The organism is Methylophaga sp. UBA3603 (genome assembly GCF_002375335.1).
Classification (GTDB): domain Bacteria; phylum Pseudomonadota; class Gammaproteobacteria; order Nitrosococcales; family Methylophagaceae; genus Methylophaga.
On sequence record NZ_DFMC01000008.1, the window covers coordinates 177,999 to 192,086 of the forward strand.

General features: G+C 44.7%; 9 protein-coding genes. 5 read left to right on the top strand and 4 right to left on the bottom strand.

The window, feature by feature from the left end; all coding sequences use genetic code 11:
* Positions 1 to 56: 56 nt before the first annotated feature.
* From B4F66_RS06295 to B4F66_RS06310, 4 genes are all read right to left on the bottom strand, one after another.
* Positions 57 to 2,057 (bottom strand): hypothetical protein, encoded by a 2,001-nt coding sequence (locus tag B4F66_RS06295; RefSeq protein ID WP_292357426.1) that lies wholly within the window; start codon positions 2,055 to 2,057, stop codon positions 57 to 59.
* 50 nt (positions 2,058 to 2,107) lie between these two features.
* On the bottom strand, positions 2,108 to 3,349 hold the full coding sequence (locus B4F66_RS06300; RefSeq protein WP_292357424.1) for an ATP-grasp domain-containing protein: 1,242 nt from the start codon (positions 3,347 to 3,349) through the stop codon (positions 2,108 to 2,110).
* A 213-nt stretch (positions 3,350 to 3,562) separates the two neighbouring features.
* The gene (locus B4F66_RS06305) at positions 3,563 to 4,762 is read right to left on the bottom strand and encodes a cyanate transporter (RefSeq protein ID WP_292357422.1); all 1,200 of its coding nucleotides are present in this window, start codon (positions 4,760 to 4,762) and stop codon (positions 3,563 to 3,565) included.
* 263 nt (positions 4,763 to 5,025) lie between these two features.
* Positions 5,026 to 7,350: a DUF1989 domain-containing protein gene (locus B4F66_RS06310; RefSeq protein WP_292357419.1), complete on the bottom strand. Its 2,325-nt coding sequence runs from the start codon at positions 7,348 to 7,350 to the stop codon at positions 5,026 to 5,028.
* Positions 7,351 to 7,710: 360 nt separating this feature from the next.
* On the opposite strand from B4F66_RS06310, the gene B4F66_RS06315 reads away from it, so the two are divergent.
* The 5 genes from B4F66_RS06315 to B4F66_RS06335 all read left to right on the top strand — a co-directional run bounded on the left by B4F66_RS06315 (position 7,711) and on the right by B4F66_RS06335 (position 13,934).
* Positions 7,711 to 8,892, top strand: a complete 1,182-nt coding sequence (locus B4F66_RS06315) for a sensor histidine kinase (RefSeq protein WP_292357417.1) — start codon at positions 7,711 to 7,713, stop codon at positions 8,890 to 8,892.
* Positions 8,889 to 9,563, top strand: a complete 675-nt coding sequence (locus B4F66_RS06320) for a response regulator (RefSeq protein ID WP_292357415.1) — start codon at positions 8,889 to 8,891, stop codon at positions 9,561 to 9,563. The genes B4F66_RS06315 and B4F66_RS06320 overlap by 4 nt, the downstream gene beginning before the upstream one ends.
* A gap of 1 nt (position 9,564) precedes the next feature.
* Positions 9,565 to 10,344, top strand: coding sequence for a PAS domain-containing protein (locus B4F66_RS06325; RefSeq protein ID WP_292357413.1), 780 nt, complete (start codon positions 9,565 to 9,567; stop codon positions 10,342 to 10,344).
* A gap of 150 nt (positions 10,345 to 10,494) precedes the next feature.
* On the top strand, positions 10,495 to 11,865 hold the full coding sequence (locus B4F66_RS06330; protein ID WP_292357410.1) for a trimethylamine monooxygenase: 1,371 nt from the start codon (positions 10,495 to 10,497) through the stop codon (positions 11,863 to 11,865).
* 734 nt (positions 11,866 to 12,599) lie between these two features.
* Positions 12,600 to 13,934, top strand: a complete 1,335-nt coding sequence (locus tag B4F66_RS06335) for a sigma-54 dependent transcriptional regulator (RefSeq protein ID WP_292357408.1) — start codon at positions 12,600 to 12,602, stop codon at positions 13,932 to 13,934.
* The last annotated feature ends 154 nt before the right edge of the window (positions 13,935 to 14,088 follow it).

A 14,088-nucleotide genomic window follows, 5' to 3' on the forward strand; every position in this document is an offset into this window, starting at 1 on the left:
TTTTTTATCTTTTATCACCGATGCTGTTGTCATCTTTAGAGATAACCAAGCTTTATTCAATCGTTCAGTTCAGGTAAGCGACTGGCTCCCCAGCTACGATGAATACGATCTATTACACGTTGTAATTCTTCAGATTTGACCAATGCAAATTGGCCAGGCTCTAACGGATCATAATGAAATATGTACAACCGCGAGGCAAACTCCTCAAAAGGCAAGGATGCTTCGCCAAACCGTTCAGAATTTCCCGACGTACTGACCTGAATATCATCGCCCCAGTTCTGACCGCTGTCATTGTTGGGATTGTAGAAATAGACTCGCATGACACTATTTGGATCCAGTGTAACCCTTAAGATAGTAATCGCATGCCAGCCAACAAACCGCAGGGCACTATCAGTAACTGCAATACCTGCCGGTTGAGGATGAATCAATGGCTGATTGTCATTGTAATAGGGGTGATAACTGGCATAGAAATGTCTGAGAAACACCTCCAGCTGCATTAGTTTGCCTGAGGCCACATCAACATTAATACTGAATCCGCGACCACACCACCAGCCATGAAACTCCGGATTAACCCAGCGATGAGGATCACCTTCACGATCAATACAGCAACGGCCCATTTCGGCATAAATCCGATCCAGATGCGGTACCAGGATAAGTGAAACCGGATCCAGATCCATTGGTAAATGACTGGCGAGACCTGAAAGACTGTCTTGTGATGAAATTGCCTTACCTTCGAAATGCATAATGATTTCATCATCACGAGCCGCCCAAACCACCATCTGTAAAAGATAATCGGGATCATTATAGGCCCACATCGACATCGCTCTGGCCGACTGACAGGTCGGGTTATTACCCTGGCCAATGCCTAACGGCTGTCCAAGCACACATAACACGCCTTCCAGTAATCGGCTGCTTGCACCTGGAGAATCGCCAAATAGCGAATTCAGACGTTCTTCTGCTGCTGGAGACAAAGGCAGCGATAATTGTCGCCATAAAGAGGGCGCCATTGCAGGTTGATAAAGAATGCCACGCTCCAGCATTAAGGAAAGACCGTAAACAGCTTGAGCGGTTTCAGGATGAATAGCTTTAGCAATAAGTGCCCGTACCAGATCACTGAAACTCAGCAGACAATCTCGACCGGTAGAGGATAAGCCCAATGCCTCACTTAACAGATAATCAGTTTCTTCCGATAAATGTCTGAGTAATACAGAGTGATAGGGCGACACCAGACCGGTATCATGCATCGCACGGGCAAAACCGCTGGCTTCATATTGAAGTGCAGCATTGTCCATGCTCTGCAGTCGTTGCTTATAAATTTCGACGCCCGGATCTTCTCTACAGGCCTGTGTTGGCCCGAACAGACTGCTAATCAATCGATCGGCGCCCTGACCACTATTGCCCATATCAATATCGGGATTTTGGCGGCAGATAGCAATTTGCGTCACCATCTGTTTGACATGATCGACTTGAATAGGCCGTTGCTGCAGAATTCGCCAGATTTCATCAATTAATTGATCAATAACATGCTCATAGCCAATGCTTTCTGCCAGATGGTGCAACAAGCCCCGACTGATCTCAGCCAAACGACCCTGCAATTCGCGTTCTGCCTCATCGGCTGCCGAAAATAAGCGTTTCAGATTAACGGCCAGTACCTGTGTCAGAAAATGATGAGCCTGTTCTGACGAGATTTCCGGATGCACATATTCCTGTTTGGTCACTGCCAAAAACCTTAATTCGCTTAAGGTTTCAATAATCACCGTATAGACATCATTACTGAGCAGTGCCGGCGCACTCAGCGCCGGTATCAGGATCTGCGGTTTGGCATAATCTGAATTATCAAACGCACCAGCTTTTTCGATACGCTCAATATGCTGTGAAATAATCTTGAAGCCACCGTTGGCATGCAAAACCCGCTTGACGGTATCAAACAAGCGCCCAGCCTTGGTAGGCTTGCTAAAACTTGGCGCCTGTTCCAATTGCTTAATGGCTTCATCCAGGCGTTCAATCAACAAGGACTGATTCGGATCTGGATATTCAATGACATTGGATTCAATCAAACTGTTTACCTGCTTTCTGCTTTTACTGCATGTGTGCTTAGGGTAATCGACTAAATATAGAAATCCAATGATTCCTGTTCTTTTAGTAAATCACGCATCACGACGGGATCTTTGCCGAAGAAGTATAGCAAACCCCAATGTGTACCAAAGGCGGTGCGTTTAGTGACGGTTTCTTCCAGTGGTGCAGTCAATTCATGATAATCGAAATAGGGATTATCTTCGGTTTCCTGTGGAATTTCCAAACGGCTGACCACGCGACGACGGGGATAAACCCCAAAGCATCCAGCGACGCCTTTGGCATCCACTACTTCTTTCGGGAAGAAGCTGCTGATTTCTTCTTCAGTCGTTTTCGGATCGAAAGAAAGAATCAACGCATGGTAAGCATTAAAGCCATATGCCCGCTGTAGTAATTCAAATACTTTAAAACCGGGTGGACGATAGGCGACTTCACCGAAGTACATTTCACCATCACTGGTAACAAAGTATTCCGGATGTACAAAACCAAATTCAATATCAAACGTTTTAATCAGTTTTTCGATCTGTCTGGTTATTTCTGGACGATATTGTTCAAGTTCAGGTGTTGCCGGAACAAACACTGAATAACCTAACGTGACATATTCCGAAATATTCAGAAAACGAATTTTACCGTTATGGATCCAGGCCTCGACAGCAAATTCCCAGCCATCCAAATGCGACTCCATTAATACCGGAAATTCTTCATCCGGAATCATGTCCACTTCATCAGGCGTACGAATCACCCGGTGTCCAAGACAACCTGCTTTATCAAATGCCTTCAGATGAATAGGGTCATTGGGATCGCCATCCAATTTGAGTAGAGTCTGATTAACGCGTTTCAGAAAACGGACTACATCATCTTTATCATGTGCTTCTTCAAAAATACCAACCCGAATGCCACCCAGCTGAGCACGACGCTTCATCAAGGCTTTATCACGTAATAACAGTGACTGACCAAATAGTCTGGGATTATTCATTAACACTGAGTTGATTGCTCCGGCCCATTCAACCGTTTCTTCAAATAACGGAATCGCCACATCAACACCGGCTTCCTGCAGTGTTTGGGCGATTTCGAGCGAACGATCATTGAGTCGTTCAAAATTCCATTTGATATAGGGAATGTTGTGCTCAGTGCAATATTCTTCTGCCCAATCAGGCGCGACGACAACATATTGTCGATCGAATGATTCGGCAGCTTCAACAGCGTTCAGACTCCATCCCAGTAATGCGATATAACCTTTATCTGGATTGAAGCTGTGTTTCGCTGATTCTGCCATAAATTACCACCTTTGAAATTTAATAAATAAAACAATACCTTACAGATTTCACGGTGATATTGATAATCACCGGAACTGTTTAAAGGTCATTGAAGGACGCCATCGTCATGCAGGGGGCCAATGCCCATGCGAGATATAATGAGACACTAAAGGGGACTGATTAAGGCTAAATTGGTTTCATCTGCGGGAATTTAACAAGGCTAAATTAGCTTCTTAGTGTGGATAAACGGCAACATATCGGCTTGGGTTAAAGGCGCGGGCCATTAATAAGGCAAGTATTCCAAGTCCAGTGAGAGCAACCCAGGCCATAGTGAAACTTTGCAATGAATCACGCATCCAGCCCGCGATCCATGGTGCGATAGCTGCAATCATTGAGCCTATACCCTGAACAAACCCAGCCAGTTTGCCAGCCAGCAGAGAGTTTGTTTGATGATCCATGGTCACTATTAATGCCATGGGGAATATCCCGCCAATACCTAACCCGGCAATCGCTGACCACAACCATAAACTTATATCCGGTCTAAATGCCATACCACCAAATCCAATAATTTGCAGTGTACATAGCACATAAAGAATTCGCCGCCTGTCGATATTTTTAGCCGAAAGAGCGGGGAATAATAAACCGGCCACGACTTCCATCGCAGTGAGAAGACCAAGCATCAGACCGGCCTGCTTTGCAGTGTATCCTTGTTCTATGGCATAGGGTGATAACCAGGCCAGAACACAGACATAACAGCTGGAACCCAATGAAAAAAAGATTGCCAGATACCAGCTGCGCCTATTACGCCATAGGCCCGGAGTAGCCACAATTTGTGCGTCATCATCCTGAAAACGTCTGGCATCGGGCTTGTAAAACCACCAGGCTATCAGTGCTATTAATGCCAGCAGACTCCAGCTGCCCAGCCCCATCCGCCATCCGTATTCAGCTTCAATAAACGGGGAAATTGACGCGGAAATTGCTGCTCCCAACATAATGCCGGTGATATACAGTCCCATCATTCTGGGATGTTGTGAACCGTAAATATTTTTGATCACCATTGGCATCAACGCCTGAATCAGGGCGATCCCCAGTCCAGCCAATAGGGCGGTGATGATCAGGTTACTGGCATCGAAAGCCCATAAACGTAATGCAGCAGACAAAACAATCAGCACAATTGAAAAGACAATGATTTGATTTACACCAAAGCGGTGGGCGAGTTGGTAACCGGCCAGACAAAACAGTCCCATTGCAAATACAGGCAGGGTTGTCAGTAATGATGCGAGCTTGAAACTGAGGGTTATATCCTGTTGAATCGCAGGAAGTAGCGGGCCCACTGAAGCCAGAATAGGCCGCAGATTTAGTGCCACCAGCACAATTACAACAGCAAAAATAATTTTCTGTAGAGCTGAAGCGTCGTGTTCTCTGGCGGACATGCCATTCCTTTATTTGGTTGTTACTGATTGAAGAAAATCTTTGGCAGGAAACATCAACAAGCCCTAACCACACGCCATTTTGGCGGGCAAAGGGAAACTAAGCAAATAGTTAGATAATGCGAATAGGGATTATTACGGTGGGGGTAAGTTGGGCAGGGCAGTTTTAGCTATTGTTTAAATTCAATTGTTCATGCAGCTAATTAATAAGAACAGACATAAAGGTGAATGGAGACAGCATACTGCTGCCTCCTTGAGCAACCTTCTCAGGAAAGCAGCTTCTCACGTTTGGGATCATAAAACGGTAATTTAACCAGTTCACCAGCAAGTCGCTTCTGCTGGCCATCCAGTTTTCCGACTTCAAGTCGCTTACCAATATGTGCAAAGTCGGGAGCGACTCTAACCATGGCAAGCTGCTTACCCATTAACGGCGAATACGTCGCACTGGTCACAATGCCTACCGGGAATCGGCCGTTATATACGTGATCTCCATGTGCCGCAGGATCGCCTCCTTCAAGCAGCATGCCCATTAGTTTGTGACGACTTGCAGGAGCTTGACGGGCCAGTGCGTCACGGCCAATAAAGTCTTCTTGTTTATTATCGAGTGGCACACTGAATCCGGTGCCGGCTTCAAATGGTGTGATTTCATGGGTAAATTCATGATCAGCCATACTTAAACCAGCTTCTATACGCAATATATCCAGCGCATCAAAACCCATAGGCGCAATATCATAAGCCTGACCGGCTTGCCAGACAGCATCCCATACGGCCGGTGAATCATCCGGATGGCACCAGACTTCATACCCTAGCTCACCGGTATAACCGGTTCGTGAAATCATCACCGGAATGCCGGACGGTCCACTAAGACGACCAATGGTGAAGTGAAACCATTTGAGTTTTTCCACACTTGGTTGGCTGTCCGAAGTCCAGACTATTTTGCTTAGTAATTCGCGGCTTTTCGGCCCTTGTACTGCCAGATTATCCAGTTGTTCAGTTGCATTGCGAATACTGACTTTAAAACCTTTTTGCTCAGCTTTTTCCCGCATCCAGACACCGGTATATTCCGCGCCGCATATCCAGCGATAGGCTTGTTCACCCATCCGGAAAATAGTACCGTCATCAATCATGCCGCCGGTTTCCAGACATATTGCTGAGTGAGCAATTTCGCCAATCGCCATGCGGCTGACATTCTGGGTTAATACATATTGTAAAAAGGCCACGGCGTCCGGGCCGACCACTTCGAATTTACGTAATGCTGATAAATCCAGCACCGCTACTCGTTCACGACAGGCCAGGTATTCTGCATTGGCTCCCCAACCATCGTATTCATTGGCGACCCAATAGCCGGCATAGTCGATAAATTTTTTGGTCAGTTCAGAAGTTCGGTTATGAAAACCGGATGCTTTGGTCATGCGAGGTAACTCCTCAGAAGTGGTTCGATGGGCAATGGCGCGGGGAAAATTCTGTTCGGCGCCATAAATACGCACATGAATATCGGTGGGCTGCCAGCCATTGGCCGGATCAATATCATCCGGACAGGCCGATGAGGCACAGATAAGATCCCGATCGGCGCGAAACAATACATAATCGCCAGCACGCGACCAGGGTTCATCCATAAAGACAGCACCTGAATCATCAATCGCCGTGTTAAAGAATAAGTTGATCGCTGGCCAGCCAGCACGTGGAGCGATGCCAAACGGTGCCAGTACCCGGTTAAAATTCTCGGTGCAGCTGATATGCCCAAAATAACCGTTGTCGTCGTAGTATTTTGGCGTGCAGGCTAACAGGAAACTGTCATGACGACCGACGGTATCCTGTACCACTTCCACCATCGATAACAGATCGGTTCCCAGAAAACGTGAGTGCAGACCGGGAACCGGATTACTCAAGCCCATCACCGTCCGGGTTGCGGTCGCATCAAGACCAACTTCAATGCCCTGTTCCAAGGCTTGTTTATCAAAGGCGACAAAGTCGGAGCATTGCTTACCATGAACATCGATAATCTGGATCCATTCGCCTTTCTGGACTTCATAGGTTTTTGCTGAGGCGAGAGGGATTCGCAACTCGGATTTAATCGGGCCTAAAGGCTCCGGCAATGAATCGTTGTTGGGTTCGGCGTAGGTGACTTTTATATCAATCTCTGTCACCGGTGACTGTTGAACCACCGTCATTTTTGCACCCGCCGCGACGATGATGACGTTAAGCTCGTTGAGTGCTGTTAAATTTGCCGTCTCTGACCCTGAGATAGATAGAACCTGCTCAAGATGGCTCGAATCAATTTGCCAGTTTGCCAATTGACCACGTAATTGTTCTGCAGCTGCCCCTGTCTGCTCAAGCTGTTGTTTGATAGTCACTGCTGGAACAGGGGGGCGGTTATCCAGGAGCTCTGGCGCCGATTTGCCATTGGAATTCAATACGATAAGTTCACTGTTCTGCGCTTTATCCTGGCTGGATATTGCCAGTTTATCGCCAGCCATCAGCGAGAGTTTTATCGCTTGATGCCCCGCTAATCGATAGTGTTTGATAACCTTTTCTGAGGGGGAAGTGAAAAAATAATCTTTCCCCCATTGTTGTTGTTGCAGTTCTAACATCTGTTATTCCCAATTACGAAAAATCTGCGATAAATATGAGCTTATCTGGTGCATTTTTTCAGTTTTTCGCAACATTAAAGTGCATAAAAGGAAGTTGCTTTTCCCAAAAAAATGGCTGCTTGTTACTAACACACTATTTATCTTCAACAAGATTGCAGCAATTCTCCTGATGGCATACCTCATTGGGGTTACCCCGGCTTGAATTGACTTTAGATGGCATAAAAACTGCTGTCTCCAGCAAGGAAAACCTCGCGTGATGACGCTTTACACTGATAAATGGTATTCGTGGCTATTTGTCTTTTACTGGCCCAAAGCTGCCGGTAGAGATAAAAAAGACCTCAGCCGAAGGACAATGGAGTCATGCTCAATATCAAACGGAAAAACTGGCCAACGATACAAGAATGGTTGAGTCAGCAATTACAGTTTGTAAAACATAAAAATAAACCCAAACCTCCTCTGGACTTGAATGATCTGGCTTTTAAACTGGCAACCGCCAACGATATTAATGAAATTCTGCCCAAGGTACTCTCTTCGTTACAGGGATTGATAGATGAGCAATTCATTCCTGCTGAGCAGGGCGATCTACTGGTCTTATTCAGCAACCCATTAACGTCAGAATCATTTTTGCATCATTCGATGGAACAAGCGCCATCACAAAAATTGATTCAGAGTCTGCATCAGCATTTCACTATCAGAAGGCCAGAAGAAAATGGTTATATTCATCTGCAGATAAACGGAACTTCAGTTACATGTGTTCCAAGCCGTCTTTTTGAGCATGATAATCAGACCATTTGGCTTTTGATGGTTTTCAGTCAGGCATTGCCGAATGAAAAAAAACTCAAATGGGAAATGGTGTTAATGGAGCAGATTATTGCCAAGGGTTTACAAGCCTGGTTTCAACGTGAGAGCAAGGTTAAACAGGCGTTGGCTGCAGAACGGGCGATTTATGCTGCAGAGCTGCATGATTCACTGGCCCAGGTGCTGGGTTACCTGAAACTTAAAAGTGCCAAGCTTGATAAGTTATGTCTCAAAACAGAGTTTGCCGAGCTGAAGCCGATTACTGAGGATTTGGCTGCCTATACCCAATGTGCCTATCATCAGACTCGTGAACTGATCACTGCCTCGCGACTGACCATGCAAAGTGAGAGTCTGTCCCAGGGCGTGACCAATTCGGTAAGAGAATTTGAACAGCAGTCAGCAATTGTATTTGAATTGGATAACCGGTTGCCAGCGAATCTGTTGCCACCGAAACAGTCTATTCAGATCCTTTACATTATTCGTGAAAGTCTCAGCAATATCGTACGGCATTCTCATGCAAGCCATGCCCGGGTCAGACTGATATTGAAAGACCCCAGGAAACTGCATATCCAGGTCGAAGATAACGGCACAGGCATTGATTTCGCAGCAGCGCGTAGTGACAGTTTTGGTTTGCAAATAATGCATGAGCGTGCCGAGCGGGTGGGCGCAAAACTGCAAATATCGCAACGGCATGATGGTGGCACATTGGTGCAACTGGATATGGATATTGGAGATAAAGTATGAAGCCTATATCCGTGGTCGTGGTAGATGATCATCCACTGTTTCGTCGTGGGGTAGTGGAGCTGCTAAATGACAGTGATGAACTGACAGTGATTGCTGAATATGATTCTGCCAGGTCGTTATTAAACAATTTAAGCAATACCTATCCGGATATTCTGTTACTCGACTTACAGATGCCAGAGCAGTCGGGACTAGACGTGCTCAAACAGCTTCGCAACCATGATGAGCAACTCAAAATCATTATTATCACCGCCTGCAATGATCAGGAAGTTTTACTTGAGGCGTTGCGTTCCGGGGCTAACGGTTTTCTGCAAAAAGATACACCGCCGGATGAAATCCTCTCCCAACTGATATCAGCGGTAAAAGGCAATGTGGTGATCAACGCCGGAGCCGTCACATCTCTTGCATCACATCTTCGCGAACATAAAACGGAAACCGGCAACCAATCGAATGCGGCGTTTACCCAGATGACAGAACGGGAACGTGAAACGCTATTTCATATATCCAGGGGGTTGAACAATAAATTGATTGCCCGCGAGTTAGGGATTAGCGATGGCACGGTCAAAGTGTATGTCAAAAACCTGTTGCGTAAATTGAATCTGCACTCGCGACTGGAATTGGCGGCATGGGCTCACAATAATCACTCGGCTGATTTGCCGGACCGGGAAGGCTGAAATGACCCTACTTAAATGGCCAAATAAAATCGTTAACTCCGCCCCCACAGCATCACAATTGACCCAGCTGCTAAATAGTCTCAGTGATGTCGTCATGATGCTCGATGAACAGCATCAGATAATAATGATTAATCAGTGTTGGCAGGATATTACCGGTATCAGCATAGAGCAAACCCAAGGCAAGGTGTTTACTGACTTTCTCCATCCAGAGGATATTTCTAACTGGATACAGTTGTTGCAGAACATGCGTTGTGAAGCAAAAGAAGTTATCTGGTTTCGCCTGATAAGTGCCAGTGGCGAACTGCGCTGGTGTGAAATGCGCTTACAGTCAGTGGAAAAAAATAAACTCTATCCATTGTCGGCCACACTTTGTGATATTACCCCCCAGGTTCGTAATGAGCAGGTGCGTCATGCCAGCTACCGGAGTTTGCAAAGTCTTGTGGATCGTTTACCGGCCATGTTGTATCGAGCGCGAAACAATATCAGCTGGTCGATGGAATATGTCAGTGAAGGCTGTGAATATGTAACCGGTTACAGTGCCCAAACTATGTTGAATCAACCACAGGTGTCACTGGGGGCGATGATTCATGCAGCAGATGCAGGCTATGTCTGGGAGCAGGTGCAGATCGCTCTGGAAAACCAAAACACGTTTACTATCCAATACCGTCTGACCCAGGCAAATGGAAATGAAATTGTAGTTCTTGATAAGGGGAGGGGGTTGTATTCCGAGAGTGGAATGGTACTTGGTGTTGAGGGAATTATTTTTCAGATAGCTGAATAAATAGGTATTTTTCCACTTAATTAACCACTTACCCTGTTTGGGATACCCATAGAAGAGGATTTTTCATCACGCCATAGCAAGTTACTTTTACGCTGACAGCTGCATTAAACGCAGCCTCATGTTTATAAATAACTTTGATGGAGTGAACCTATGTCAACTCGAGTAGCGGTACTTGGCGCTGGACCCAGTGGCCTTGCACAACTTAGAGCATTTCAATCCGCCCAGTCAAAAGGGGCTGAAATTCCAGAAATAGTCTGCTTTGAAAAACAAAGTGATTGGGGCGGTTTGTGGAATTACACATGGCGCACCGGCCTGGATGAAAATGGTGAACCGGTACATGGCAGTATGTACCGTTACCTTTGGTCTAATGGTCCCAAGGAATGTCTGGAATTTGCCGATTACACTTTTGAAGAACATTTCGGTAAACCGATTGCCTCTTATCCACCGCGCGAAGTGTTGTTTGATTACATTAAAGGCCGGGTAGAAAAGGCCGGTGTACGTAAATATATCCGTTTTAACACCGCTGTTCGCAATGTAACCTACGATGATGCCAGTCAAAAATTCACCGTCACAGTTCAGGATCACAGCACAGATACGGTTTACGCTGAAGAATTTGATTACGTGGTCTGTGCTACTGGCCATTTCTCTACGCCAAAAGTCCCCACCTTTGAAGGCTTTGATAAATTTGGTGGACGTATTCTGCACGCCCATGACTTCCGTGATGCGTTGGAATTTAAAGACAAAGATATTTTGCTGGTGGGCAGCAGTTATTCTGCGGAGGATATCGGTTCGCAATGTTACAAATACGGTGCCCGCAGTCTGATTAGCTGTTATAGAACGGCACCCATGGGCTATAAATGGCCGGAAAACTGGGATGAAAAGCCTAATCTGGTCAGAGTTGATACCGATACGGCCTATTTTATCGATGGCAGTTCGAAAAAAATTGATGCGATTATTTTATGTACCGGCTATTTACATTACTTCCCATTCCTCTCCGATGATTTACGCTTAAAGACCAACAATCGTTTGTGGCCGCTGAATCTCTATAAAGGCGTGGTCTGGGAGGATAATCCGAAGTTTTTCTATCTTGGCATGCAGGATCAATGGTACTCATTCAATATGTTTGATGCGCAGGCCTGGTATGTTCGAGACATTATCATGGGGCGTATTGCATTACCGTCAAAAGCTGACATGAAGGCGCACAGTATGATGTGGCGGGAGAAAGAGCTGACGCTGGAAACGGCTGAAGAAATGTATACCTATCAGGGCGATTACATCCAGGAATTAATTGATGCCACGGACTATCCTTCATTTGATATTCCAGCCGTCAATCAGACTTTCCTGGAATGGAAATATCATAAGAAGAAAAACATTATGACCTTCCGTGATCACTCGTATCGGTCGCTAATGACCGGCACTATGTCGCCACCTCATCACACCCCTTGGTTGGAGGCTTTGGATGACTCGCTAGAAGCCTATTTGTCTGATAAAAGTGAAATACGAATAGCTAAAGAAGCCTAAGCCTAATAAACTTTTTTATTTTAATTCAATTGGATAGGATAAGTTTGTTAACTAATATGATCGATAAAATGGTGAGCTATTTGTGATCGATTTGATGGTTGGACTAAGCTCTAAGATAATCCAATCATAAAAACTGGATGGAATATTAATACCTGTTGTTTTTTCCTCGCCCCCTGCTGGGGGCTGTTTTTTGTCCATAAAGGCAAAAAAATCGGGCAGTTTAGTTGTTCTATACGAGTCATTTTCATGGCAGAAGGGCGGAAACTAGTTCCAGCCCTTCAAGGTTTTCTGCAGTACAATCGATTATCTATCTACTCGTTGAATTAGAAATGATTCTTCCTGAGATACGGGTGCTTTTATCAATAAGCTTGGTGTTTTTATTATTTATCTTCTTCGATTCATTAATCGTTTTAGTTAAACGATTTTATGCTTATCGTGCATATGCCAAGTGAATATCAAAAATGCGTATTAAATATTATTGATAATTGACTGAATTATAAATTGTTTCAGCTATTACATTTCTTTTGATCTATATCAATATAAGTCTGTATTCCCAGTGAAATAATAAAACTGCAGCTAAGTTCATCGTGAACTTCAGATCGTTGCTGTATTAATGCAAGTAGATCATTAGCAAATAATAAATTTGCTCTTATAATTAATTTGAGTCTGTTTCGTCCTTTCATTTGAAACACGCTGCTTCTTGCTCTGTGTTATCGAGTAGTAGGGGGGGAGGAATGAAAAACAAATTTTTTAAGCCATTAATTTTTATTAGGTTTAGAAAGGAGTCTGAACCTATCATCACGTATTTAAAACACCTTAAATGGCATGTGGTAACTTTTGACCTTAATAGTCATGCGGATTCTCCAGTATCTTTTCACACTGGCTCCATCGGCTTGGTCGATTTCAGTGAGTATGATCCTCAGCTGGATAACCTAGACCGATTAAAAGCTTTTATTACCGCATCAAAAATCAAGTGGTTGGCTTTGGTACCCTCGGCGTTATTGGAACAGCTTTCCATAAAATCGCTTCTGCGCAATTATTTTGATGATTATCATCTGTTTCCCCTGACACAGATGCAGCTATCAAACATGCTGGAGCAGGCCAAAATAATGTCTTCGGCCTGTGATCACCCAGACAATCTTATTTTTGACAGAGTTCTTCTGGGCCATAGCCGGCTAATCAATGATTTAAAACAAGCTATTAAAAAAGCCTCAAGCGTAGACTGCACCGTATTGATTACGGGTGAAACCGGAACAGGCAAAGAGCTCGTTGCCAGAGCTCTGCATGAAATGTCAGATTTATCAGGACCTTTTATCGCAGTAAATTGCGGTGGTATCGCCAATAGCCTGATTCAGGCAGAGTTATTTGGTTATGAGAAGGGAGCCTTCACCGGTGCTAATCAGCAAAAAAAAGGTTTCATTGAAGCCGCTGACAACGGCACGTTACTGCTTGATGAAATCGGGGAGCTGGCTTTTGAACAACAAGCAAACCTCCTGCGTTTTCTGCAAGAGGGAACCATTCAACGGGTGGGCAGTGTTGATACAGTAAAAGTCCGCGTTCGGGTAATTGCCGCTACAAATGTTGATCTGGATAGAGCGATGTATCGAGAACGATTTCGTGCGGATCTTTTTTATCGGCTGAATGTGCTTGAAATCAAAATACCCCCCCTTAGAGATCGCCAGCAGGACATCGAATTATTGGCTTATTATTTTCTGAATAAATTCTCAGCAGAACATCATAAGCAGTTCAGTGGTTTCTCATCAGATTGCCTTGCGATGATGAAAAGCTATGCTTGGCATGGCAATATCCGTGAAATGATGAATCGAATACAAAGAGCCGTCATTATGTGCGATGGTGAAGAACTTCAAAGCGATGATTTAGGCATTGAATTAACCGACACCAAACCACGAACACAAAGACTTAAGGCTATAAAAGAAGAAACCGAAAGACGGGCGATTATTGACGCTTTGGAAAGGGATGAAGGCAATGTGAGTAAAGCCTCTAATCATCTCGGTATTTCCAGAGCAATGCTATATCGGCTTATGAACAAACATGGCCTTGGTCATTAATTGAGGATGTATAAAAAATTCATCAGCTGTCTACATTTGTAGACACTTTGCTTGAAGGTACATTTACCTTATTTCTTCAGATATTCCATCATCAAAATGACTCATTTATTCGACAGACATTATCTTAACTCTCCTGCTTGCTCGAAAAAAAATA

Excerpts from the sequence above, each read along its gene's own strand:
- B4F66_RS06300 (WP_292357424.1), bottom strand. The coding sequence starts at position 3,349 with ATGGCAGAATCAGCGAAACACAGCTTCAATCCAGATAAAGGTTATATC.
- B4F66_RS06305 (WP_292357422.1), bottom strand. The coding sequence starts at position 4,762 with ATGTCCGCCAGAGAACACGACGCTTCAGCTCTACAGAAAATTATTTTT.
- B4F66_RS06310 (WP_292357419.1), bottom strand. The coding sequence starts at position 7,350 with ATGTTAGAACTGCAACAACAACAATGGGGGAAAGATTATTTTTTCACT.
- B4F66_RS06315 (WP_292357417.1), top strand. The coding sequence starts at position 7,711 with ATGCTCAATATCAAACGGAAAAACTGGCCAACGATACAAGAATGGTTG.
- B4F66_RS06320 (WP_292357415.1), top strand. The coding sequence starts at position 8,889 with ATGAAGCCTATATCCGTGGTCGTGGTAGATGATCATCCACTGTTTCGT.
- B4F66_RS06325 (WP_292357413.1), top strand. The coding sequence starts at position 9,565 with ATGACCCTACTTAAATGGCCAAATAAAATCGTTAACTCCGCCCCCACA.
- B4F66_RS06330 (WP_292357410.1), top strand. The coding sequence starts at position 10,495 with ATGTCAACTCGAGTAGCGGTACTTGGCGCTGGACCCAGTGGCCTTGCA.
- B4F66_RS06335 (WP_292357408.1), top strand. The coding sequence starts at position 12,600 with ATGAAAAACAAATTTTTTAAGCCATTAATTTTTATTAGGTTTAGAAAG.